The sequence below is a fragment of the Providencia xihuensis genome, from assembly GCF_041953405.1.
GTDB lineage: Bacteria > Pseudomonadota > Gammaproteobacteria > Enterobacterales > Enterobacteriaceae > Providencia > Providencia vermicola.
Genome location: NZ_CP169565.1, coordinates 3,790,337 through 3,813,131, shown reverse-complemented (window position 1 = coordinate 3,813,131; position 22,795 = coordinate 3,790,337). Strand labels below are relative to the sequence as shown.

Annotated in this window: 21 protein-coding genes and 1 pseudogene; 14 read left to right on the top strand and 8 right to left on the bottom strand. The window is 44.0% G+C overall.

Annotated elements, in window-relative coordinates:
• Positions 1 to 17 precede the first annotated feature (17 nt).
• Positions 18 to 686 carry a 7-cyano-7-deazaguanine/7-aminomethyl-7-deazaguanine transporter gene (locus ACE2AL_RS17285; RefSeq protein WP_206083490.1) on the bottom strand — a complete coding sequence of 223 codons (669 nt, stop codon included), beginning with the start codon at positions 684 to 686 and terminating at the stop codon, positions 18 to 20.
• 166 nt (positions 687 to 852) lie between these two features.
• Here ACE2AL_RS17285 and tusA point away from each other — a divergent pair, with 166 nt between their 5' ends.
• Positions 853 to 1,107, top strand: a complete 255-nt coding sequence (gene tusA, locus ACE2AL_RS17280) for a sulfurtransferase TusA (RefSeq protein WP_206083491.1) — start codon at positions 853 to 855, stop codon at positions 1,105 to 1,107.
• On the opposite strand, the pseudogene ACE2AL_RS17275 reads toward tusA, so the two are convergent.
• The 3 genes and pseudogenes from ACE2AL_RS17275 to ACE2AL_RS17265 form a co-directional block, all read right to left on the bottom strand.
• Positions 1,108 to 1,718, bottom strand: a pseudogene (locus ACE2AL_RS17275) (Rpn family recombination-promoting nuclease/putative transposase); the annotation flags it as partial. It lies immediately after the preceding gene.
• 189 nt (positions 1,719 to 1,907) lie between these two features.
• On the bottom strand, positions 1,908 to 4,310 hold the full coding sequence (locus ACE2AL_RS17270; protein WP_206083492.1) for a zinc/cadmium/mercury/lead-transporting ATPase: 2,403 nt from the start codon (positions 4,308 to 4,310) through the stop codon (positions 1,908 to 1,910).
• Between the two features lie 155 nt (positions 4,311 to 4,465).
• On the bottom strand, positions 4,466 to 5,095 hold the full coding sequence (locus ACE2AL_RS17265; RefSeq protein ID WP_206083493.1) for a lysoplasmalogenase: 630 nt from the start codon (positions 5,093 to 5,095) through the stop codon (positions 4,466 to 4,468).
• 122 nt (positions 5,096 to 5,217) lie between these two features.
• Between ACE2AL_RS17265 and ACE2AL_RS17260 the strand changes: the two genes are divergently transcribed.
• The gene (locus ACE2AL_RS17260) at positions 5,218 to 5,568 is read left to right on the top strand and encodes a DUF2500 family protein (RefSeq protein WP_206083494.1); all 351 of its coding nucleotides are present in this window, start codon (positions 5,218 to 5,220) and stop codon (positions 5,566 to 5,568) included.
• Position 5,569: 1 nt separating this feature from the next.
• On the opposite strand, the gene ACE2AL_RS17255 is transcribed toward ACE2AL_RS17260, so the two are convergent.
• Both ACE2AL_RS17255 and rsmD read right to left on the bottom strand, forming a co-directional pair.
• Positions 5,570 to 5,866 (bottom strand): DUF1145 family protein, encoded by a 297-nt coding sequence (locus ACE2AL_RS17255; protein WP_206083495.1) that lies wholly within the window; start codon positions 5,864 to 5,866, stop codon positions 5,570 to 5,572.
• A 9-nt stretch (positions 5,867 to 5,875) separates the two neighbouring features.
• Positions 5,876 to 6,457: a 16S rRNA (guanine(966)-N(2))-methyltransferase gene (rsmD, locus tag ACE2AL_RS17250; protein WP_272574005.1), complete on the bottom strand. Its 582-nt coding sequence runs from the start codon at positions 6,455 to 6,457 to the stop codon at positions 5,876 to 5,878.
• 275 nt (positions 6,458 to 6,732) lie between these two features.
• Between rsmD and ftsY the strand changes: the two genes are divergently transcribed.
• The 4 genes from ftsY (at position 6,733) to rpoH (ending at position 11,541) form a co-directional block, all read left to right on the top strand.
• The gene (ftsY, locus tag ACE2AL_RS17245; RefSeq protein WP_375083719.1) at positions 6,733 to 8,748 is read left to right on the top strand and encodes a signal recognition particle-docking protein FtsY; all 2,016 of its coding nucleotides are present in this window, start codon (positions 6,733 to 6,735) and stop codon (positions 8,746 to 8,748) included.
• 6 nt (positions 8,749 to 8,754) lie between these two features.
• Positions 8,755 to 9,420 (top strand): cell division ATP-binding protein FtsE, encoded by a 666-nt coding sequence (gene ftsE / locus ACE2AL_RS17240; protein WP_206083498.1) that lies wholly within the window; start codon positions 8,755 to 8,757, stop codon positions 9,418 to 9,420.
• The gene (gene ftsX, locus ACE2AL_RS17235; protein WP_272539207.1) at positions 9,413 to 10,390 is read left to right on the top strand and encodes a permease-like cell division protein FtsX; all 978 of its coding nucleotides are present in this window, start codon (positions 9,413 to 9,415) and stop codon (positions 10,388 to 10,390) included. Before ftsE ends, ftsX begins: the two co-directional genes overlap by 8 nt.
• A gap of 275 nt (positions 10,391 to 10,665) precedes the next feature.
• Positions 10,666 to 11,541, top strand: coding sequence for an RNA polymerase sigma factor RpoH (gene rpoH / locus ACE2AL_RS17230; RefSeq protein WP_206083500.1), 876 nt, complete (start codon positions 10,666 to 10,668; stop codon positions 11,539 to 11,541).
• Positions 11,542 to 11,643: 102 nt separating this feature from the next.
• On the opposite strand, the gene ACE2AL_RS17225 is transcribed toward rpoH, so the two are convergent.
• Positions 11,644 to 12,033 carry a VOC family protein gene (locus ACE2AL_RS17225; protein ID WP_206083501.1) on the bottom strand — a complete coding sequence of 130 codons (390 nt, stop codon included), beginning with the start codon at positions 12,031 to 12,033 and terminating at the stop codon, positions 11,644 to 11,646.
• On the bottom strand, positions 12,020 to 12,445 hold the full coding sequence (gene panM / locus ACE2AL_RS17220) for an aspartate 1-decarboxylase autocleavage activator PanM (RefSeq protein ID WP_206083502.1): 426 nt from the start codon (positions 12,443 to 12,445) through the stop codon (positions 12,020 to 12,022). Before panM ends, ACE2AL_RS17225 begins: the two co-directional genes overlap by 14 nt.
• Before the next feature lie 379 nt (positions 12,446 to 12,824).
• Here panM and ACE2AL_RS17215 point away from each other — a divergent pair, with 379 nt between their 5' ends.
• The 8 genes from ACE2AL_RS17215 (at position 12,825) to ACE2AL_RS17180 (ending at position 22,532) form a co-directional block, all read left to right on the top strand.
• Positions 12,825 to 13,934, top strand: a complete 1,110-nt coding sequence (locus ACE2AL_RS17215; RefSeq protein WP_206083503.1) for a branched-chain amino acid ABC transporter substrate-binding protein — start codon at positions 12,825 to 12,827, stop codon at positions 13,932 to 13,934.
• Positions 13,935 to 14,037: 103 nt separating this feature from the next.
• A complete protein-coding gene (gene livH / locus ACE2AL_RS17210) occupies positions 14,038 to 14,964 on the top strand; it encodes a high-affinity branched-chain amino acid ABC transporter permease LivH (protein WP_206083504.1) in 927 nt (308 codons plus the stop codon).
• Positions 14,961 to 16,232 (top strand): high-affinity branched-chain amino acid ABC transporter permease LivM, encoded by a 1,272-nt coding sequence (locus tag ACE2AL_RS17205; protein ID WP_206083505.1) that lies wholly within the window; start codon positions 14,961 to 14,963, stop codon positions 16,230 to 16,232. The genes livH and ACE2AL_RS17205 overlap by 4 nt, the downstream gene beginning before the upstream one ends.
• Positions 16,229 to 17,008, top strand: coding sequence for a high-affinity branched-chain amino acid ABC transporter ATP-binding protein LivG (gene livG, locus ACE2AL_RS17200; RefSeq protein WP_206083506.1), 780 nt, complete (start codon positions 16,229 to 16,231; stop codon positions 17,006 to 17,008). The genes ACE2AL_RS17205 and livG overlap by 4 nt, the downstream gene beginning before the upstream one ends.
• On the top strand, positions 17,008 to 17,709 hold the full coding sequence (gene livF, locus ACE2AL_RS17195) for a high-affinity branched-chain amino acid ABC transporter ATP-binding protein LivF (protein WP_206083507.1): 702 nt from the start codon (positions 17,008 to 17,010) through the stop codon (positions 17,707 to 17,709). The genes livG and livF overlap by 1 nt, the downstream gene beginning before the upstream one ends.
• 783 nt (positions 17,710 to 18,492) lie before the next feature.
• Entirely contained in the window at positions 18,493 to 20,160 is a 1,668-nt protein-coding gene (gene hutU / locus ACE2AL_RS17190) for a urocanate hydratase (protein ID WP_206083508.1), read from the top strand.
• Positions 20,161 to 20,211: 51 nt separating this feature from the next.
• Complete coding sequence (locus tag ACE2AL_RS17185) at positions 20,212 to 21,396, top strand: CaiB/BaiF CoA-transferase family protein (RefSeq protein WP_272574012.1); 1,185 nt, start codon at positions 20,212 to 20,214, stop codon at positions 21,394 to 21,396.
• Positions 21,393 to 22,532, top strand: coding sequence for an acyl-CoA dehydrogenase family protein (locus ACE2AL_RS17180; RefSeq protein WP_353166356.1), 1,140 nt, complete (start codon positions 21,393 to 21,395; stop codon positions 22,530 to 22,532). Before ACE2AL_RS17185 ends, ACE2AL_RS17180 begins: the two co-directional genes overlap by 4 nt.
• Positions 22,533 to 22,795 lie beyond the last annotated feature (263 nt).

Genomic DNA, 22,795 nt, shown 5'->3' with positions numbered 1-22,795 from the left:
TATCTCCTTTTTTATGCTTAATGTTGACGAATTAATTGTTTTTTTTCTGAATTTGCAAAGAAGTATTTCAAGATGAAATTCAGTAAAACGCCATAAGCAGGTAAGAAAAAGAGCATACAAATAAGTAACTTAAAGACGTAATCGACTAACGCGATTTCCACCCAGTTTGCCGCCATAAATGGGTCACTACTGCGGAAAAAGGCGATAAAGAAGAAAGCGATGGTATCAATTAAATTACCAAAAAACATGGCGCAAGCAGGTGCAACATACCAGCGTGCATTTTGACGTAATTTATTGAAAACGCTGACATCTAATATTTGCCCAAGTACATATGCCATAAAACTTGCGGCAGCAATACGCGCAACGAATATATTAAACTCAGAGAGCGCAGTAAAACCTTGCCATTCACCTTGAAAAAATAGCGCAGAAATAACATAGGAAATCAGCAGTGCAGGCAACATGACTGCCGTAATAATTCGCCGAGCAAGCGGTGCGCCATAGATACGGACGGTTAAGTCAGTGGCCAAAAAGATAAAGGGAAAGGTAAACGCGCCCCATGTTGTATGGAAGCCGAAAATATTAATCGGCAACTGCACAAGGTAGTTACTGGATGTAATAATTAAAATATGAAATAAAGATAGCCAAATTAACGCAGTGGCTTTTTGCTGCGGAGTAAAATCAAACATATTGTACCTTTTTAGTCGCAATGGGGTGAGGGAACCCATGATATTCATCCCTAAATCGGGAGTAGCGCATCATACGCCTGTTGCGCAACAAAAGCAAAACTGTTCATTCATCAACGCGCATTTTATTATATAATCAATCCATTGATTCTTTTAAGAAGTCGTTTATATGTCTGATTTATTTAATAATGCAACCAAAACCCTTGATACACTAGGCTTACGCTGCCCAGAGCCCGTGATGTTAGTGCGTAAAACGGTTCGGAATATGGCCGAAGGCGAGACATTACTGGTTATTGCCGATGACCCTGCAACGACCCGTGATATTCCCGGTTTTTGCCGTTTTATGGAGCATGACTTGCTGGCGGTTGAAGCTGAAAGCGCCCCTTACCGTTATTTGTTACGTAAAAAAGCCAGCGGATTATAGGTTATAGTGCTGGTTGAGCGCTTGAGCCAACAAGGGAACAACCCGTTGAAATTCATCGCGTAAGTCCTTGTGTTTCATCGCAAGCTCCATGACGGCAACTTTGCGATGATTGACGAGTTCATCATCAATAACCGTGATATCAACAATGGGAAATGTTTTGCTATATAAATCTGATGCGACATCTGGCCAACGAAAGTAATGTGTCCAAGGTTGAGCATATGGATAAGGGCTCACTTTTCCGTGGTAAAATAATACAGGTACAACTAACGGTAAGTCTTTATTGCCTTGTTGTAGATGTTGATTCATGGCTAAAAAGCGTAATGCATCAACCGCCATCCCATTAGCTTATCTGGCGATGATTGGTGCTCAACTAACATATAAATATACCCATCACCTTGCTGTGTTTCGACGGTATACAAGACATCTGAGAAACGCGAATACAGCTGTTTATCAATAAAAAATGTGTTGGTTATCGCTAATGTGTCGAAATGGCATAATTGCTTAATATGGGTGGGAAGGTGGATATCAAAAAAGTCACGCGCATTATCTACTTTAGACATAAACCCTTTAAAGGCGGCGTCATGGGGCGTTGAATCACGCTGTTTTACCATATTGATTTCCCACTTAACAGATAGCTTGCTTACGTGGGTAATTTTACGCAACTTTCGGATTCACGGATAAAAAATTTGTCCTAAAATTACGGATGAGATGGTAATTAACTAATTGTAATAATTGATTATATTAAGTTGTGATTCGAAAAAAAAGCGCCACATTGGGCGCTTTGCTTAGTTGATGAAACACTACTTTTTCACTTGAGGTAATTTTACTCGAAGTAACCGTACAGCATTCGCGGTTACAAGTGCGGTTGCACCTGAGTCCGCAAGCACTGCTACCCAAAGTCCAGTGATCCCGAGTAAACTTGTGACTAAAAATACGCCTTTTAGCCCAAGCGCTATCGTGATGTTTTCACGGATAATTTTCCGCGTTGCACGGGATAGCGCAATAATTTCTGGTAAGCCCGTTAAACGGTTATGAGTTAAAGCGGCATCCGCGGTTTCTAACGCAACGTCAGTACCACTACCCATTGCCACACCAATGCTCGACGCTTTCATTGCAGGGGCATCGTTAATGCCATCACCGACCATCATGGTGCTATGGTTACGGTTCAGCTCCATAACTGCGGTGACTTTATCTTCTGGTAGTAAACCCGCACGGAACTCCATACCTAATTGGCCTGCAATTGCTCCCGCAGCACGCGGGTTATCCCCCGTTAACATGACGGCATTGACATTGAGCGCTTTGAGCATGCTCATCGCATCAGTGGCATCTGTGCGTAATGTGTCTTGTAGCGCAGTTAAACCAATAACTCGGTTATCTTCCAATGTGACAACGACCGTTTTACCTTCAGCTTCCAATGCTTCAACTTTGCTTTGCCATTCATTTTCTAATGGCGTCTCTAAGCGATTCGGTGCACTGACTAGTATGTGCTTATTATTCAGGAACCCTTCGACACCTTTTCCTGCAAGCGCTTTACGGTCTTGTGCTTCAGTTACAGCTAAAGAGAGCTCTTCTGCTTTATTTACCACTGCTTTTGCCAATGGGTGGTGTGAGCCAACTTCAACAGATGCTGTGATTTGGACTAATTCACTTTCGGTCATTCCATCAACAGGAACCAAGTTAGTGACGTGGGGTTTACCTTCCGTCAGCGTACCTGTTTTATCTAATGCGATAGTGGTGATGGTACCGAGTTGCTCAAGTGCTGCGCCACCCTTAATCAATGCACCGCGACGTGTTGCTGTTGCAAGGGCTGAGGTTATTGCCGCAGGCGTTGATATCACAAGCGCACATGGACAACCAATTAAGAGTAATGTTAAACCGCGGTAGATCCATGTTTCCCAAGGTGCAGAAAAGAAAATTGGTGGGATAATAATCACTAACGCTGAAATTAACATGATAATCGGCGTATAAATACGGCTGAAGCGGTCGATAAAGCGCTCAATAGGTGCACGGCGTTCTTCTGCTTCTTCAATCAGCTGCAAAATACGGTCAATCGCGTTCTGGCCTTGCTCTGAAACCACTTTCATTTGCACTGCACGGTCAACGGATAAGCAACCTGCTGCGACTTTTTCACCTGCGTTGCGTTCAACAGGAACGGATTCCCCTGTTAGTGCACTTTCATCAAAGCTCGCAAAACCTGAAACTAACACGGCATCCGTTGGTAAACGCCCGCCTGGTGCGACTTCAATAATGTCCCCAGGGCGCAGTTGTGCAACAGGAACTGTGGTTTTTTGCCCATCTTTAATGAGAATTGCATCTTCTGGAACCAGAGCCATTAATGCGCTGACCCCGCGACGAGCTCGACCTGCCGAATAGGACTCGAGCATTTCTCCTAGCATAAACAGTAAGATAACCATAGCGGCTTCTTCTGTAGCTTGAATAAAAATTGCCCCTACAGCGGCAACGGTCATCAATGTTTCGATAGCAAAAGGGGTGCCCGTTCGAATTAAACGTAATGACTTACTCGCGATAGGGTATAACCCATATAACGTGGTTAAAATAAAGGCGATGTTCCCGATTTTCGGGCTAAATGCTTCAATTCCCCAGCTGATTGCCATCAATATTGCTAAGATAATGACTGGCTTAGCTTCGCTCAGTAAGCTTTGTGGTGGTGCAATAGCCGCCGCGTTATTACTACCGACTTCGAGTAATTCATAGCCAGCAGCTTCTACGGTAGAACGAACCGCTGCACTGATGTTAGTATTTGCATCAACCACTAATTTTTCAGTAGCAAACAAGACCTTGGCTTGTTTGACGTCGCCGATTTGGCCAACAGCATTTTCAATTTTATTGGCGCAGCTTGGGCAATCCATCCCACGGATAATCCAGCTAAAACGCTGCCCAGCGGCTTGCAAAGGTTCAACTTCATCAGTGGTGTTTGCTGTTACTCCACAACTACCACTATGTTGGTGCTCGTGAGCCCCATGGGAATGCTCTCCATGGTTGTGATCTGAGTGACATCCACCACTGTGTCGGTGGGATTCCTCATCGTCATCAGGGTGTTTTTTGACGTCGCTATGCTCATGAACATGTGAGTCATTACTCGCCAGTGTACTTTTTTGTGGCACAGTGGATGAACATGCACTTGTGCTTGAACAGCAAGAGCTTGTATGTGTATGATTTTCTTTATGAGAGTGTGAGTGCATAAGCGCCCCCTTATCCAACTATAATGAGTTCCATCACTGATTGTTGATAAGTCTACACTCTGGAGTCTACTCCAGAGTCAAACGAAAAGAGGGAAGCCAACTGATAAAATTCTCAAATAGCATTTTTTATCAATTGGCACTTATTGCAGGAGGCGTTATAAATAAATTGCGCGGACAATAAAGAATTGTCCAAGGAAATATAATGCAGCAACAACCGCTTTTGAGGCTTTGAATGGTAAGCGAAAATGGGCAATTAACCACACGCAGTTAGATAAGAAAAGCAGCGATGCCCCCACCATTATGGAGAAGTTATATTCACGCCCAAGGCCAAAATATTGATCGCCAGCGACCCAAGCCATAATCATACACATGATTAAAGATGCAAAAACAATGGCTTGTAGGTTTTCCAACTTGCCCCAAATAAGAACAAGTGTGATAGCAGCAATAATGAGAGGCGCGGCTAACCAAGGCAAAAATAAACCAAAGTTTAATTGCATACCAAAGCTAATCGTGTAAATCAGGTAGCTAAGGAACATGAGGGTGACAGAAGTTAGTAAGTGTTCACTTGAAAACATTCGTGAGAGATCTGCAATCAGTGAAACCAACAACCCACCAAGAATAAGGTAATTTTGTAGATTTAAATCATCGGAACTCCAGCCCCAAAAAAGTAACAATAACAGCGTGATAGGGCGGAATAACCAACGTTGCCATCCTGGACCGCGATAGGCCGCATCGACATATAACCAGCCAGAAAAAAGCACTGCAAGAAATGGCCAACTAATCATACACATATCCTTATAAGTTCAATAAATGAAACGACAAAGGGTCGCTCACTGAGATAACGTGTTCTGTTTCTACAAATAAGATAAACTATAGTTAGGAACTTTTTAAGCGAAATGCACAAATTATGAATAAACCAATATTATTGATTATCGTTATTGCAATCATTGCCGTGCTTGCGACTAAACGTTTTTTTGACCAACGCAAGCAAAATGAAATCAACGATAATTCTTTACCTGTTAGTTACTTAGTAAAAGTAGATAACAAAAAAGATTATCCTTATCCCAATATGCGTTCCCGAGAACGTGATGTGGTTTCCCCTGAAACTTTTCGCTACGAGATTTATTTTAAAACGTTATCCAGTGGCGAAGTGATTAAATCCATTGTAACAGAAGAACAATATCGCGGTGTTGAGTTAGGTCGAGAAGGTAAACTCACTCTACAAGGAACGCGTTTTATCCGTTTTGAGCCAAATTAACTTATTGCCCTGATTGTTTTTTTTTCGCTTCGTCTAAGGCAGCCTTGGTTTTTTTCTGCATCGCTAACATTTCGAATACCCCAAAGAAAAAGATGCGAGTTTGCACTAAACCTGAAATTTTTTCGCCTTTAGGTAATGTGGCTTTTAGGAAAATGGTTTGCAATGCATGCATGAAAATCATAAAGACCATTGCGATATCCATAAAATATTTCAATGGCTTAGGGAATGGGTGGATCAAGTTGAATACCATAAAACCCCAAACGCAAATCATAAGCAGGCGACCAACGTTAATTAACATACTTTTTTCCTAAAGTGAGGTTCGAATAAATAAGCGATAGGCAACTTGGCCCGCAATTTTTTCACGATGAAGCTGCCAGTTTGCTGGAAGGTCAGTAAGTGGTGACTCCGCTTCTGACTCTACGTATATCCAGCTTTCGTCTGCTAACCATTGGTTTTTTTCGAGTAATTGAATTGTTTCAGTGAGCAAGCCTTTACGAAATGGTGGGTCAATAAATACCACGTCAAAAGGGCTTCCCTGTTGGCTTAATACGGTCAGGCTACTGTTATTAATAACGGTTGCATCCTCTGCCTGTAAACGCGCTTTATTTTCAGTGAGCAATTGTGAGTTTTGTTTATCCAGCTCAATAAATGTGACGTTTTGCGCAAAACGTGAAAGCGCCTCAAAACCGAGTGAGCCACTTCCTGCAAAGCAATCAAGGCAGCGCGCATCACGAATAACTGGCATTAACCAATTAAATAATGTTTCTTTGATGCGGTCTGTAGTTGGACGTAAGCCCTCACTATCACGGACTGGTAACTTTCTACCACGCCACTTCCCACCAATAATACGAATTTGCCCTAAAGGGGCTGATTGTGGTTTTCTTGCCATAATATGTATTGCTACTTAGCTAATTGTGTACTTAAAAATGATTGTTACCATTGTATACCTGTCAGGCGATAAGTTGCAGTGTTGTTATCCCCAATTGGCTGAATTTCGATTATAGCGTGTCGTTTTCACAGTTTTAACATAAAAATTCCGATTAAATTGTCAGGATTTTTCTTTCAGATATGTGTTGCGAGGCGATGAAATGATAGACTGCATGTAATTTGATTGCGATTTGATTATCGAGCGCCATATTTTTACCGCGAGGAGTGTAGTGGCAGATGGCTAAAGACAAGAAAAAAGGCTTTTTTTCATGGCTAGGTTTTGGTCGTAAAGATGAAGAAGAGACTCAAAAACAACAAGCTCAGCAGGAAGAAGCTGCAAATGAGGTTGAAAATCAACACCCTGTAGAAGATGCCGCTGCCTCAGAAGCAGAACGTCAATACCAAGCGGAGCAAGCTGCGATTAAAGCAGCAGAGGATGAAGCTGAGCGCCAGTATGAAGCGCAACAAGCCGCAATAGAAGCCGCAACAGAACAAGCAGAACTTGAACGTAAGGCTCAGCTAGAGGCGATCCAAGCTGCGCAAGAGCAAGCAGAACGTGAGCGTTTTGCAGCAGAAGAAGCGCGTTTAGCTGAAGAAAAGGCAGAGCGTGATCGCCAAGAAGAAGCGGCTCAACGCCTTGCTGAAGAAGAGTTAGAGCGTCAGCGTGAAGCTGAATTGGCTGCGGTCAAGGCTGCAGAAGACGCAGCAGAGCAGCAACGTCAAGCCGATTTGGCCGCGATTAAAGCAGCAGAGGACAAAGCTGAACGTGAACTGCAAGAAGCTGCGCGTTTAGCGGAAGAACAAGCAGAGCAAGAACGCCAAGCTGCGGAAGCTGCGCGTTTAGCTGAAGAACAAGCAGAGCAAGAACGCCAAGCTGCGGAAGCCGCGCGTTTAGCCGAAGAGCAAGCGGAACAAGAACGCCAAGCCGCGGAAGCTGCGCGTTTAGCGGAAGAACAAGCAGAGCAAGAACGCCAAGCCGCGGAAGCTGCGCGTTTAGCGGAAGAACAAGCAGAGCAAGAGCGCCAAGCTGCGGAAGCTGCGCGTTTAGCCGAAGAGCAAGCGGAACAAGAACGCCAGGCTGCGGAAGCCGCGCGTTTAGCCGAAGAACAAGCGGAACAAGAACGTCAAGCCGCTGAAGCTGCGCGTTTAGCCGAAGAGCAAGCGGAGCAAGAACGCCAAGCTGCGGAAGCTGCGCGTTTAGCCGAAGAGCAAGCGGAACAAGAGCGCCAAGCCGCGGAAGCTGCGCGTTTAGCTGAAGAAGAAGCAGAAGCTGAACGTCTTCGTTTGGAAGAGGAAAAAAATAGTTTATCAAAAGAGCAAGAAAAACCGAAAAAAGAGGGTTTCTTTGCTAGGCTGAAGAAAGGGTTATTAAAAACTCGTCAAAATCTGGGGTCAGGTTTTCTTAGCTTATTTACGGGTAAGAAAATTGACGATGATTTATTTGACGAATTAGAAGAACAGTTGCTAATTGCGGATGTTGGCGTTGAGACAACACGTAAAATTATCGACAACCTCACGGCTCATGCAAGCCGTAAAGATCTCAAAGATGCCGAAGCGCTGTATGGTAAATTGCGTGAGGAAATGTCTGATATTTTAGCGAAAGTCGATAAACCGCTCGTGATCGAAGATAAAAAACCCTATGTTATTCTTATGGTTGGGGTTAATGGTGTCGGTAAAACCACTACGATTGGTAAATTGGCTCGCCAATATCAATCTGAAGGCAAAAGCGTGATGTTGGCTGCGGGGGATACATTCCGTGCTGCTGCGGTAGAGCAATTACAAGTTTGGGGTGAACGCAATAAAATCGCTGTTGTTGCGCAACACACAGGTGCAGATCCAGCGTCTGTTATTTTTGATGCTATTCAGTCAGCCCAAGCCAAAGGTGTAGATGTGTTGATTGCGGATACCGCGGGCCGCTTACAAAATAAATCACATCTGATGGAAGAATTAAAGAAAATCGTCCGAGTAATGAAAAAACTGGATGAAAGCGCACCGCATGAAATTATGTTAACGCTGGATGCGAGCACAGGACAAAATGCGGTGAGTCAGGCGAAACTTTTTGACGAAGCGGTAGGTCTGACAGGTATAACATTGACTAAGCTCGATGGTACAGCAAAAGGTGGCGTAATTTTCTCGATTGCCGATCAATTTGGTATTCCAATTCGTTATATTGGTATCGGTGAAGGGATTGAAGATTTACGTCCATTTAAAGCCGATGACTTTATCGAGGCCCTATTTGCCCGAGAGGAATAATTTTCGATGATTCGCTTTGAACACGTTAGTAAAGCTTATCGCGGTGGCCGCCAAGCTCTCCAAGGGGTTGATTTTCATCTACAACCCGGGGAGATGGCATTTCTAACAGGCCACTCAGGCGCAGGTAAAAGTACGTTACTCAAACTCATTTGCGGCATAGAGCGCCCAAGTGCGGGTCATATTCTGTTTAATGGTCATGATATTAGTCGATTGAAAAATCGGGAGATCCCTTTTCTGCGTCGGCAGATTGGAATGATTTTTCAAGATCATCACCTGCTATTTGACCGTACAGTGTATGACAACGTTGCGATGCCACTAATTATCTCTGGTGCAAGCACGGAAGATATTCGTCGACGTGTTTCTGCGGCATTGGATAAAGTGGGCTTATTAGACAAAGCAAAAAACTTTCCAATTCAATTATCTGGTGGTGAGCAACAGCGTGTGGGCATTGCTCGCGCAGTGGTTAATAAGCCGACAATGCTCTTGGCAGATGAGCCAACGGGTAACCTTGATGGTGAATTATCGGAAGGGATTATGCGGTTGTTTGAAGAGTTTAACCGTGTGGGAGTGACGGTTTTGATGGCAACCCATGATGTTGCGTTGATTGAGCGCCGTAACTACCGTGTTCTGACATTAAGTGAAGGTCGGATGCTTGGAGGTCAACATGGCTAAAAATGCTCGAAGAGCCAAGCCTGAACGTGCAATGCAATCAAAAAGCAAGGCACTCAAAGGGGGATGGCGCGAACAATGGCGTTATTCTTGGTTGAATGCACTGGCAGATATGCTCAGACAGCCTTTGGCAACCTTTTTGACCATCATGGTGATTGCGATTTCATTAACTTTGCCAAGTTTATGTTATGTGGTTTGGAAAAACGTATCTCAAGCTGCGGCACAGTGGTATCCGACGCCACAACTTACGGTTTATCTGGATAAATCCCTTGATGAACAAGGTGGGCAAAATGTCGTGACGCAGCTGCAATCACTTGAAGGCGTTGATCATGTGAATTATTTATCACGGGATCAAGCCATGAGCGAGTTTCGCAGTTGGTCAGGCTTTAGTACCGCATTAGATATGCTAGAAGAAAACCCATTACCAGCTGTGGCTATCATCACACCCAAAATTGATTTTGAAGGGTCGGATGTTTTAACGACATTAAGGGATAGAGTCGGCCAAGTTGATGGTATTGAAGAAGTACGTATGGACGATAGCTGGTTTGCGCGGCTTGCTGCCTTGACGAGCCTGGTGGGCAAAATAGCTTCAGTCATTGGTCTTCTCATGATTGTGTCTTTGTTCTTAGTGATAGGTAATAGTGTTCGTCTCAATATCTTCGCAAGGCGAGACACCATTAATGTAATGAAATTAATTGGTGCGACAGATGGTTTTATTATGCGGCCATTCTTAAACGGCGGCATTGTGCTCGGTGGTGTGGGGGCGATTATTTCGCTGATCATGACCTTCTTATTGGTTTGGCAACTAGGTAGTGGTGTGGCACAAGTCGCGAGTGTGTTTGGCACACAATTTCATATTGAGGGGTTACTTTGGGAAGAATCCCTATTAATCCTTTTATTGTCAGCGATGGTGGGGTGGATTGCGGCATGGTTAGCCACATTACAACATTTACGTCATTTTACACCTGAGTAACCGTTTGTTTTCTTGTCATTTTCAGTAAGGGCTATTGGTGGTTATATTACCCTAGCCCTTGATTATATTAGATATTGACTTTAAGAATGAACTTAGTCTGAATTGTTTTGTCCTATATTGACCCACCGTTAACAATTCTTGTATATAATTTATTTAATGCGGTGAAACTGGTAGACTATCTACTTGTTTACAGCATATCGTTTTTTCATTGTTAACCTATATGATGGTTATCAACATCGAATAAATTTCATTCCTAATATTTATAGAGGATCTGAATGACCAAAGACATGCAATCATTAACGCTTGTTCCGCAAGGAAGTATTGAAGCCTATGTTCGAGCTGCTAATGCTTACCCAATGCTGACCGCTGAGGAAGAAAAGGAACTTGCTGAACGGCTGCATTATAACGGCGATCTGGATGCTGCAAAGCAACTGATCTTATCGCATTTGCGCTTTGTTATTCACGTTGCTCGTAGTTATGCAGGTTATGGTTTACCGCAAGCGGACTTAATTCAGGAGGGTAATATCGGCCTGATGAAAGCCGTGCGCCGTTTTAACCCTGAAGTGGGAGTGCGCCTCGTTTCCTTTGCCGTGCATTGGATCAAAGCGGAAATTCATGAATATGTTTTGCGTAATTGGCGAATTGTTAAAGTTGCCACTACAAAATCGCAGCGTAAATTATTTTTTAACTTAAGAAAAAATAAGAAGCGTCTTGGTTGGTTTAATCAAGACGAAGTCGATATGGTCGCCCAAGAGCTTGGTGTGAGTACCAAAGATGTCCGCGAAATGGAATCACGCATGGCGGCGCAAGACATGGCATTTGATATGTCAGATGACGACGACAGTGCCGATTTCGGAGGCCCTGTTGCGCCTGTATTATTTTTACAGGATAAATCATCTGACTTTGCTGGCTCAATTGAAGATGATAACTGGGAAAGCCATGCAACTGATCGTTTAGCGGATGCGCTAGACTCATTAGATGAGCGCAGCCAAGATATCATTCGTGCTCGTTGGTTAGATGACGACAACAAAACCACATTACAGGAATTAGCCGATAAATACGGTGTTTCTGCGGAACGTGTTCGTCAGTTGGAAAAAAACGCAATGAAAAAATTGCGTCTAGCGATGGAAGAAAACGACGACGAAATGTAGTTCATTTCACCTAAAGTTATCTGCATTTATTGCCTCTAAGAGGGAATAAATGCAGATGCTCATATCAATAAGTTATACAGCTAACTGCAGCAGACTTCATATTTATTCATCACTATACAACTCTAATGGCAGGCCATCAGGGTCAGCAAAAAACGTAAATCGTTTTTGTGTATAGGGATCGGTCCTCACCGCTTCACATGTAATGCCTTGTTTTGTTAAATAGGCAATCCACTCATCTAACTTATCAACGCTAAAAGCCAAATGGCGAAGCCCTGCGGCTTCAGGGTAACTAGGCCTTGCTGGTGGGTTTGAAAAGCCAAATAATTCAATTTGATAGAGCTCACCAAATGCTAAATCGGCCTTCCATGAGTCATTGTGAGGGCGATAATGTTCACTAAGTAAATTCAGCCCTAAAATGCGGCAGTAAAAATCTTTACTGACTTCATAGTGGGAAGCGATAATCGCAATATGGTGAATTTTATTTAATTTCATTTAAATGGCCTACGATGAGTTTCCATACACCAGTCTGTGAAGTGGCGTGAAATCCACAAGTGGTTAAAAATGCATGCATGACTTGAACTTGTTTTTCATCTAACTGATTAAACTTAAATTGCCATACCATGACTTCTGGGTGTGCTCGGTGTATTTCTTGTAATAAATAAAGGCCAACACCGCGCCTACGAGTGACTTCTCGCACGCAAAAATCATCAATAATGCCTTGTCTTTGGTCGATGGTGACTTTTGCTGCGGCAAGTAATCTATCATTAAAGCGGGCTGCATAAATTAAGTGCATTTCACCGAGCGGTTGTACACGTTTATCAATCTTCTGGTCTGGCCAGATTTTATCCAAGTCTTGGTACTGCTGCTCAGTAGGATTGACCAAAGGGATAATAGTGAGTCTCATGATGTTTTATCTGTTTCCCTGCAAGGGTTGCAGCTACTCGTCCTGCCAGAGTGATCTGTAACCGATTTTTTGATTTTAGAGAGAAAAATTTTGTCAGACTGCATTTTCCGAGTTTCACTCGGATTAATTTAAATTTAACTAGAATATAACACTAGTATTTACAAAAAACCTACTTAAACACATCAGTTTTTTATTCTGCATCTAATGTAATAACCTACCATATCCATTTGCTATTTAGCATAATTATCTTGTTTAATACTATGAAATATATAGCCTTATTCGCTGTATTTTGAAATATCAGGCATTGTACCTGTCAACCATAATAAACGATTATAAATCAAACACAAACACTCAGAACCATGAAGACGGGGACGATAAAATGAAGAATATAAATAAAGCAGTATTAGCGGGCTGCATCGCTATGGCGTTCAGCTCAGCAGGATGGGCGAAGGAAATTAAAATAGCAGTTGTGGGCGCGATGTCTGGCCCTGTCGCACAATATGGTGATATGGAGTTTACAGGTGCTCGCCAAGCGATTGCAGATATTAATGCAAAGGGTGGGATCAATGGCAACACATTAGTTGCCGTTGAATACGATGATGCATGTGATCCGAAACAAGCGGTTGCGGTTGCAAACAAAGTTATCAATGACGGAATTCGCCATGTTATTGGTCATTTGTGCTCCTCTTCCACACAACCTGCATCGGATATCTATGAAGATGAAGGCATTATCATGATCACGCCTGCGGCAACCAATGCGGATTTAACGACACGTGGTTACCAAATGGTGCTGCGTACAACGGGTTTGGACTCTGACCAAGGCCCTACGGCAGCGAAATATATTCTTGAAGAAATTAAGCCGTCACGTATCGCTGTTGTTCATGATAAACAACAATATGGTGAAGGTTTAGCGCGTTCTGTTCGTGAAAGCCTCAATAAAGCAGGGACGAAAGAAGTGATGTTTGAAGGTGTCACGGCTGGAGACAAAGATTTTTCTGCCTTAGTCGCGAAGCTGAAAAAAGAGAACGTGGACTTTGTTTACTTTGGTGGTTACTACCCAGAAATGGGGCAAATTTTACGCCAAGCAAAACAGGCAGGCCTGAATATTCGCTTTATGGGGCCTGAAGGTGTGGGTAACTCTTCGCTGTCTAACATTGCAGGTGATGCATCTGAAGGGATGTTAGTGACATTGCCAAAACGTTATGACCAAGTCGCAACTAACCAACCAATTGTTGATGCCATCAAAGCGAAAAAAGAAGACCCAACGGGGCCATTTGTGTGGACAACTTATGCGGCAATCCAAGGTTTAACCACTGCAATGGAACGTACAGGGAGCATTGAACCTGAAGACTTAGTCAAAGATCTGAAAGCAAATCCAGTAGATACCGTGATGGGTACACTGAGCTGGCAACCAAATGGTGACCTGAAAGGGTTCGAATTTGGTGTGTTTGAATGGCACAAAGATGGGACTTCCACTCCTATAAAATAGTACCCAGTAGTGTTCCAACGTAGTGAACAATAACCGGAAGTGAGTTGACTCGCTTCCGGCTTCTGTTCTCTATTCAGGACAAGCAGTTCGAAAGGAAAGTCTTATGTCAGATCAAATTCTTTATTTTATTCAGCAATTTCTTAATGGATTAACCCTTGGCAGCACCTATGCGTTGATCGCTATTGGTTATACGATGGTGTATGGCATCATTGGGATGATTAACTTCGCCCACGGTGAAGTGTATATGATTGGGAGCTACGTCTCTTTTATCGTGATTGCAGGCTTGATGATGCTAGGGATTGATGTTGGTTGGATCCTCGTAGCAGCCGCCTTTATTGCGGCGATCATCGTTTCCAGTGCGTATGGTTGGAGCATCGAGCGAGTTGCTTATCGGCCAGTGCGCCATTCTAAACGTCTGATCGCATTAATCTCAGCGATCGGAATGTCAATCTTCTTGCAAAACTATGTCAGCTTGTCTCAAGGCTCCCGCGATCTTGCATTACCTAGCTTAATTACAGGCCAGTGGGTATTAGGGGAAAGCGATGGTTTTGAAGCAACCGTGACAAAAATGCAGCTCACTATTTGGGTGGTTACGCTCCTTGCCATGTTGGCATTAACCCTTTTTATTCGCTATTCGAAAATGGGGCGTGCTTGCCGTGCTTGTGCTGAAGATCTCAAAATGGCCAGTTTATTGGGGATCAATACTGACCGTGTTATCTCACTAACCTTTGTGATCGGTGCTGCAATGGCTGCTGTAGCAGGGGTTTTATTGGGGCAATTTTATGGTGTGATCAATCCTTACATTGGCTTTATGGCAGGAATGAAAGCTTTTACTGCTGCAGTATTAGGTGGGATCGGCAGTATTCCAGGTGCTATGTTAGGTGGCTTGATCCTCGGAGTTGCAGAGGCGATGACTTCTGCTTATTTAAGTACTGAATACAAGGATGTTGTGTCATTTGGTTTATTAATTGGTGTTCTGTTAATCATGCCGACCGGCATTCTGGGACGTCCGGAGGTCGAAAAGGTATGAGAAAAGAAAATTGGATTAATGCCATTGTGGCATCGGCAACCTTCTTTGTTTTAGCCTTATTTATGATGGGCTTACAGCTTGCGCTGGATGGTACGAAATTGGTGGTAACCGTGGGGGATTCTGTTCGTTGGAACTGGATCATCGCTGGGATTGCGATCATTTTTGTTTATCAATTGGTTCGCCCAACCTTAAGCAAGGTTTGGCAAGGTGTACCTAAAAAAGCGTGGTCGATCCCTGATTTTGACGGCTCGACGACTAAGCAAAAAATTCTTGCTGTTGTTATCATTATCGCAGCTATCATTTGGCCATTTATTGTTTCACGTGGAAGCGTTGATATCGCCACCTTAACCCTTATTTATGTGATGTTAGGGTTGGGGTTAAACGTGGTTGTGGGCTTATCGGGCTTATTGGTTTTAGGTTATGCTGGCTTTTATGCGATTGGCGCTTATACCTTTGGTTTGTTAAACCATTATTATGGCTTTGGTTTCTGGGAAAGCTTACCAATAGCAGGGCTAACAGCCGCATTGGCTGGTTTTTTACTGGGCTTTCCAGTTCTAAGGTTAAGGGGAGATTACCTCGCCATCGTAACGTTGGGTTTTGGGGAAATTGTCCGTATTTTATTACTGAATAATACGGAGATTACGGGAGGTCCGAATGGGATCAGCCAATTGCCAAAACCGACGTTTTTTGGCCTCGAATTTAGCCGAACAGCAAAAGATGGCTGGGATACTTTCCATAACTTTTTTGGGTTAGATTACAATCCAGGCGATCGGATCATTTTCCTTTATTTTGTCGCTTTATTGCTGGTGGTTTTAACCCTATTTGTGATCAATCGATTACTGCGGATGCCATTAGGCCGCGCTTGGGAAGCTCTGCGTGAAGATGAAATTGCATGTCGTTCACTTGGCTTAAGCCCGACGCGTATCAAACTCACTGCATTCACTATCAGTGCCGCATTTGCGGGGTTTGCGGGAACGTTATTTGCCGCAAGGCAAGGGTTTATTAGCCCTGAATCATTTACATTTGTTGAGTCCGCGTTTGTTTTAGCCATCGTGGTACTGGGGGGAATGGGCTCACAAACCTCTGTTATTTTAGCGGCGATTATCTTAGTTGTATCAAGGGAAATGATGCGTGACCTCAACCAATACAGCATGTTACTGCTGGGTGCATTGATGGTGTTAATGATGATTTGGCGACCGCAAGGCTTATTGCCGATGAAACGCCGTCAAGTTCAGGTGAAAAAAATACCTGAAGGGGAGGGGGTATGAGCCAATTAACCACGCCTTTATTACAAGTCAGCGGGTTAACCATGCGCTTCGGTGGTCTACTTGCTGTGAATAATGTTGAGCTTACCCTTAATCAAGGGGAAATTGTTTCTCTAATTGGGCCAAATGGTGCAGGGAAAACAACCATTTTCAATTGTTTAACGGGGTTTTATAAGCCAACTAGTGGAACGATTTTGTATCGAGAAAAGCATCTCGAAGGTCTAACAGGGCAAGCTATTGCGCGTCTTGGTGTGATCCGCACATTCCAACATGTGCGGTTATTTAAGGAAATGACTGTCATCGAAAACCTGTTGGTCGCGCAGCATCAGCATTTAAAAAGTGGTATTTTTTCAGGGCTTTTGAAAACGCCAGCGTTTCGCCGCGCAGAGTCTGAGGCTTTAGACAATGCAGTTAAGTGGTTAGAACGTGTGGATTTACTACCATTTGCCAATCGACAAGCGGGTAACTTGGCGTATGGGCAGCAACGTCGGTTAGAAATTGCGCGCTGTATGGTGACACGCCCTGAAATTTTAATGTTAGATGAACCCGCAGCAGGGCTTAACCCAAAAGAAACCAATGATTTAGATGATTTAATTGCCGAATTACGGACTCATCATAATGTTTCAATTTTATTAATTGAACATGATATGAAGCTGGTCATGGGAATTTCAGATCGCATTTACGTCGTCAATCAGGGCACACCATTGGCGAATGGCACACCGAGTGAAATACGCCAGCATCCTGATGTTATTAAAGCCTATTTGGGGGAAGCTTACTGATGTTAGAATTTAAAAAAGTTTCTGCTCATTATGGAAAAATTCAAGCATTACATGAGATTAGCTTAAATATCCAAAAGGGTGAGATTGTCACCCTGATTGGGGCAAATGGGGCGGGTAAAACCACGCTTTTAAGCACGCTTTGCGGTGATCCAAGGGCCTCTGAAGGGCAAGTATTGTATCGTGATGTGGATATTACTCAGTTACCGACCTCAAAAATAATGCGTGAAGATATTGCACTTGTGCCAGAAGGGCGACGAGTTTTTTCCCGTATGACAGTGGAAGAAAACCTTGCGATGGGCGGCTTTTTTGCCACGCGCCAACAATATCTAGAACGCATTGAGCGAGTGTATAAGCTGTTTCCTAGGTTATATGAGCGTCGTACTCAGCGTTCAGGGACGATGTCTGGTGGGGAGCAGCAGATGTTGGCAATCGGACGAGCATTGATGAGCCAACCTGAATTATTGCTACTGGATGAGCCTTCATTGGGACTAGCGCCAATCATCATTATGCAGATATTTGACACTATCCAGCAGCTGCGGGAAGAGGGAATGACAATTTTCCTCGTGGAGCAAAATGCGAATCAAGCCCTAAAACTCGCTGATCGTGGGTATGTATTGGAAAATGGGCACATAGTGCTAGAAGATAGCGGGAAAGCTTTATTGGCTAATGAGGCAGTGCGCAGCGCTTATCTCGGTGGCTAAAATTTTCGTCATCCTTCGCGCTGTGGCGGTGTTGGCTTCGTTCACTAACCCTAGTCACATACTTGTGTATGTTCCTAGGGCTTAGCTTCACTTGCCGCCTAGCCACAACGCGAATGATTTAGAAAATTAAATTTTCGTCTCCCTTCGTGCTGTGGCAGTGTTGGCTTCATTCGCTAACCCTAGTCACATACTTGTGTGTGTTCATAGGGCTTAGCTTCACTTGCCGCCTAGCCACAACGCGAATGATTTAGAAAATGGCAGTAAGTTAGAAAATTAAGTCATCATTCACTTTTTTTGATTACACGGGTTGCTTGTTGATGCAGGTAGCCCGTTTTTGTTTTTTATGTACTGCATTTTGGGCGGCGGTGTAAATTTGGTCTCTATACATTGTTACAAGGTTCTGTGAAGCGACTCGCAAATCCATTATTTGCTTGTTTCTATACATAAAATTAAATGTATATACAACTTTTCCTATAGAAACAGAGAGCTACTTATTGTTGTATAACTCCCCTTTCCTTCAGACCTCCACTCTTCGTATAAAATTTCAAAATTAAATGTATATACTTTGTGAAGTAAATGTATATATATTTAAACGCAAGAGAAATAGCTTCAGTGAATAAATAGCTTTGAGCAAGTTGGTGAATCATTAATCAATTGATTTTCAATTGATTAATTGACTTAAAATAAAAGTGTACAGTCACTAACAAAGTACCTCACAGATTATTATCACCAAAAGTTGTTAATTTAGCGTTAATTAAAAAATGGATGATAGGGGATACAACCATGTTAAACCGTACTGACTCAACACGTGTGATCCGCGCACCCCGTGGCAGCGAAAAAACCTGCAAAAGTTGGTTGACTGAAGCCGTTTACCGCATGCTTCAAAACAACCTCGACCCTGAAGTGGCTGAACACCCGCAAAGTCTTGTGGTGTATGGCGGCATTGGTCGTGCAGCCCGTGATTGGGAGTGTTACGACAAAATTTTAGAGGTGCTAAAAACACTGGATGACGACCAAACGCTGTTAGTCCAGTCAGGTAAACCTGTTGGTGTATTCCCAACCCACGCTGATGCGCCTCGCGTTCTGATTGCTAACTCCAATATCGTGCCACACTGGGCAAATTGGGATCACTTCAATGAGTTAGACCGCAAAGGCTTGATGATGTACGGCCAAATGACGGCAGGATCGTGGATTTACATAGGTTCCCAAGGGATCGTCCAAGGTACTTATGAAACCTTTGTTTCACTAGCAAAACAACATTTTAACGGTAAGACAGCAGGGCGTTGGATCCTAACTGGTGGATTAGGTGGGATGGGCGGTGCACAGCCATTAGCGGCCACGATGGCTGGGTTTAGCATGATAGCTGTCGAGTGTGATGAAAGCCGTATCGATTTCCGTTTAAGAACACGCTATGTCGATAAAAAAGCGACTTCCCTTGATGAAGCGCTGCAATACATTGAAGAAGCCAAAGTTTCTGGCAAGCCTGTTTCTGTTGGCCTATTAGGCAATGCTGCGGATGTGTATAGCGAATTAGTGAAACGCAATATTACACCTGACTCAGTCACCGACCAAACCAGTGCTCACGACCCTGTACACGGCTATTTACCGCAAGGTTGGACATTAAGCCAATGGCGTGAAAAACAAGAGACTGCACCAGCCGAAGTGACCAGCGCTGCGAAAAAAAGCATGGCCGTGCAAGTGGATGCGATGTTAACCATGCAAAAACGTGGATCAGCAGCGTTTGATTACGGTAATAACATTCGCCAAATGGCTAAAGATGAAGGAGTGGCAAATGCCTTTGATTTCCCAGGCTTTGTTCCTGCTTATATCCGCCCTCTATTTTGTGAAGGCATCGGCCCATTCCGTTGGGTAGCCTTATCTGGCGATCCTGAAGATATCTACAAAACAGACCAAAAGGTCAAAGAATTACTGCCTGATGATAAGCACTTGCATAACTGGCTCGACATGGCGCGTGAGCGAATTGCATTCCAAGGCCTACCTGCGCGTATTTGTTGGGTTGGCTTAAAAGACCGTGAAAGATTAGGGCGTGCTTTCAATGAGATGGTGAAAAGTGGCGAATTAAAAGGCCCTATCGTGATTGGCCGTGATCACTTAGATTCAGGCTCGGTTGCTAGCCCTCATCGCGAAACGGAATCGATGAAAGACGGCTCTGATGCAGTTTCCGACTGGCCATTACTGAATGCGCTACTAAATACCGCGGGTGGAGCGACATGGGTGAGCTTGCACCACGGTGGCGGCGTTGGCATGGGCTTCTCTCAACACTCGGGTGTTGTGATTGTCTGTGATGGCACTGATGCTGCGGATAAACGCTTAGCGCGCGTTCTGCACAATGACCCTGCGACAGGCGTGATGCGCCATGCGGATGCAGGGTATGACATCGCCATTAATTGTGCGAAAGAGCAAGGTTTGAATTTGCCAATGGTGAAGTGATGTCGTTTGCCGGCTTAGGTCGGCAACTTTCTGGAAAATAAGGAATTCAGTATGAATGCTGCGTCAACTCAGAAAAGACAAGGGCCACTGGCTGGGATCAAAGTGATTGATTTAAGCCGTGTTTTAGCAGGGCCTTATTGCACGGGAATGATGGCTGATCTCGGTGCAGAAGTGATCAAAATTGAAGTGCCAGATCATGGGGATGACAGCCGCCACTTAGGGCCTTTTATTGAAGGTGAAAGTGTTTATTACGGCTTGATCAATAGAGGGAAGCGCAGCATCGAGCTGGATCTCAAAGCAGAGGAAGATCGCGCCATTTTATTTCAGCTGGTTAAAGAAAGTGATGTAGTGGTCGAAAACTTTCGCCCAGGTGTGACCAAACGCCTTGGTATTGATTTTGACAGTTTAAAGCAGCACAACCCAGCACTGATTTACGCAAGCATTTCCGGTTTTGGGCAAAATAGCCCATTAGCGAGCTACCCTGCTTACGACATTGTGGCACAAGCTATGTCAGGGCTGATGAGCGTGACGGGTTTCCCTGAAACGGGGCCAACGCGCAGTGGTGAATCTATTGGTGATGTGTGTGCGGGGATGTTTGCCTCTTGGGCGATTAGCAGTGCGTTATTTGCCAGAGAGCGCCATAACGAAGCGGCGCAATATATCGATGTTGCGATGGTGGATGTTTTGCTCAGCATGCAACTAACGGGACTTTCTAACCTATTTGCACATGATAAAGCACCGAGTTTAGTGGGTAATCGTCACCCTGTATCCACACCATTTGATACTTACCATGCCAAAGATGGTTTAGTGGTGATTGCCATTGCGAGTGAAAAACTGTTCCAACGTTTTTGTGAATGTATGGGAAAAATGCATTTATGCCAAGACTCACGCTTTCAAGATGACCCAAGCCGTACACGCCATCATGGGGAGTTAAGGGGGGAAATTGAGGGGTGGACTGCGCAAAAAACGGTAGATGAAGTGTGTGATTTACTGCTAAATGCAGGGGTTCCCGCCTCGCCTATTCATAATCTACAGCAAGCGACACAAAGCGAGCATGCTCAAGTTCGGCAGGTTCTCACACACCTGAATGATGGTGGGACTCCATTGATCTCTCAGCCAGTGTTCTTTAATGGCAAAAAACCCCATTCAACACGAAGAGCCCCTGTTTTGGGCGAAGCAAATGCACTGTATAAATCGGCAAGAACAATAAGCAAAAATAGGGAGGCCGTACAATGAGTTTTGAAATTAATGAAACAGAACAAGCTATTGTGGATGCAATTGAAAAAGTGTGTCGCGATATTTTGCAACCCAATGCACAGCGTTACGATGAAACGGAAACATTTTGTGCAGAAAGCTTAACCGCATTAGGCGAAATGGGCGCTTGGGGAATTAACCTACCTGAACAATATGGCGGTTTCGGCCTTGGTAGTATTGCGATGAGTATGATTGTTGAAGCGGTCGCGGCAGCTTGTGCCTCTACATCATCCTCTTTAACCGCTCATTTTTTAGCCACTGACTCTATTTTGATCGGTGGAACCGAAGAACAAAAAGCCTATTGGTTACCGAAAGCCGCTTCAGGTGAGTTACTGGGCGCTTTTGGTTTAACTGAACCCGCTGCGGGTTCGAACCCTGCAGATATGCGTACTATTGCAACGCGTGAAAATGGTGGCTGGCGTATTCGCGGGAATAAGCACTATATTACTAACGCCAAAGAAGCGGATTTTATTGTGTTATATGCCAAAACAGATGTTGAGGCAGGGGCTCGCGGCATTAGTGCATTTATGATCCCAAAAGGCACTGAAGGGGTGGCATTTTCTCAGCCAGAAAAAACCATGGGGTTACGCGGCAGTACAATTTACGAGCTAGCACTGAATTGCTGGCTACCTGAATCTGCCTTACTCGGTGAAGAAAATAAAGGCTTCCATACTGCAATGGAAGTCTTAGACAAAGGCCGTGTTGAAGTCGCTGCAACATCACTGGGTATTGCTCGTGCGGCGATGGAAAGCACGTTGGGCTGGGTGAAAGAGCGTCAAATTGGCAAAAAGCCATTAGCGGCATACCAAGGCACACAATGGCGTCTAGCAGATATGCATACACAGCTTGAAGCTGCTCGTATGTTGACTTGGCGTGCTGCAGAGCTGCGTGATTCAGGTGAGCGTTTTAGTTTGCAATCGGCGACAGCAAAACTGTTTGCGGCGGAGTGTGCGGGGTTTGTCACTGATGCTGCGCTGCAACTTCATGGGGGATATGGGTATATTCGTGATTTACCCCTTGAGCGGTATGTTCGTGATGCACGTATTTTGCGTATCTTTGAAGGCACATCCGAAGTTCAAAAAATTATTATTTCGCGTGCTGTATTGGATGCAGTGTAATTTATTGAAATCATTATTTTTACCAGAAGCGGGTAGACGGGACAGGCGGCTACTCGCGAGTCAAGCAACATAGGAAGCACTACCTGACAACAGGATCATGGAATTAAAAACACAACAACAATCAGGTTTAAGAATGTATTTCAATTATTGATTATGGGTGGATAACAGATAAAACATCACCCAATGTAATGTGTAATCACTGTACTCACCATCACAGTTTTTACGAATTCATTACAGTTAATTGGTTCATTCTTTAAGCCAGC

What these genes read in the sequence shown, in the direction of transcription:
- ACE2AL_RS17285 (WP_206083490.1), bottom strand. Translation starts at nt 686, where the DNA reads ATGTTTGATTTTACTCCGCAGCAAAAAGCCACTGCGTTAATTTGGCTA.
- tusA (WP_206083491.1), top strand. Translation starts at nt 853, where the DNA reads ATGTCTGATTTATTTAATAATGCAACCAAAACCCTTGATACACTAGGC.
- ACE2AL_RS17270 (WP_206083492.1), bottom strand. Translation starts at nt 4,310, where the DNA reads ATGCACTCACACTCTCATAAAGAAAATCATACACATACAAGCTCTTGC.
- ACE2AL_RS17265 (WP_206083493.1), bottom strand. Translation starts at nt 5,095, where the DNA reads ATGATTAGTTGGCCATTTCTTGCAGTGCTTTTTTCTGGCTGGTTATAT.
- ACE2AL_RS17260 (WP_206083494.1), top strand. Translation starts at nt 5,218, where the DNA reads ATGAATAAACCAATATTATTGATTATCGTTATTGCAATCATTGCCGTG.
- ACE2AL_RS17255 (WP_206083495.1), bottom strand. Translation starts at nt 5,866, where the DNA reads ATGTTAATTAACGTTGGTCGCCTGCTTATGATTTGCGTTTGGGGTTTT.
- rsmD (WP_272574005.1), bottom strand. Translation starts at nt 6,457, where the DNA reads ATGGCAAGAAAACCACAATCAGCCCCTTTAGGGCAAATTCGTATTATT.
- ftsY (WP_375083719.1), top strand. Translation starts at nt 6,733, where the DNA reads ATGGCTAAAGACAAGAAAAAAGGCTTTTTTTCATGGCTAGGTTTTGGT.
- ftsE (WP_206083498.1), top strand. Translation starts at nt 8,755, where the DNA reads ATGATTCGCTTTGAACACGTTAGTAAAGCTTATCGCGGTGGCCGCCAA.
- ftsX (WP_272539207.1), top strand. Translation starts at nt 9,413, where the DNA reads ATGGCTAAAAATGCTCGAAGAGCCAAGCCTGAACGTGCAATGCAATCA.
- rpoH (WP_206083500.1), top strand. Translation starts at nt 10,666, where the DNA reads ATGACCAAAGACATGCAATCATTAACGCTTGTTCCGCAAGGAAGTATT.
- ACE2AL_RS17225 (WP_206083501.1), bottom strand. Translation starts at nt 12,033, where the DNA reads ATGAAATTAAATAAAATTCACCATATTGCGATTATCGCTTCCCACTAT.
- panM (WP_206083502.1), bottom strand. Translation starts at nt 12,445, where the DNA reads ATGAGACTCACTATTATCCCTTTGGTCAATCCTACTGAGCAGCAGTAC.
- ACE2AL_RS17215 (WP_206083503.1), top strand. Translation starts at nt 12,825, where the DNA reads ATGAAGAATATAAATAAAGCAGTATTAGCGGGCTGCATCGCTATGGCG.
- livH (WP_206083504.1), top strand. Translation starts at nt 14,038, where the DNA reads ATGTCAGATCAAATTCTTTATTTTATTCAGCAATTTCTTAATGGATTA.
- ACE2AL_RS17205 (WP_206083505.1), top strand. Translation starts at nt 14,961, where the DNA reads ATGAGAAAAGAAAATTGGATTAATGCCATTGTGGCATCGGCAACCTTC.
- livG (WP_206083506.1), top strand. Translation starts at nt 16,229, where the DNA reads ATGAGCCAATTAACCACGCCTTTATTACAAGTCAGCGGGTTAACCATG.
- livF (WP_206083507.1), top strand. Translation starts at nt 17,008, where the DNA reads ATGTTAGAATTTAAAAAAGTTTCTGCTCATTATGGAAAAATTCAAGCA.
- hutU (WP_206083508.1), top strand. Translation starts at nt 18,493, where the DNA reads ATGTTAAACCGTACTGACTCAACACGTGTGATCCGCGCACCCCGTGGC.
- ACE2AL_RS17185 (WP_272574012.1), top strand. Translation starts at nt 20,212, where the DNA reads ATGAATGCTGCGTCAACTCAGAAAAGACAAGGGCCACTGGCTGGGATC.
- ACE2AL_RS17180 (WP_353166356.1), top strand. Translation starts at nt 21,393, where the DNA reads ATGAGTTTTGAAATTAATGAAACAGAACAAGCTATTGTGGATGCAATT.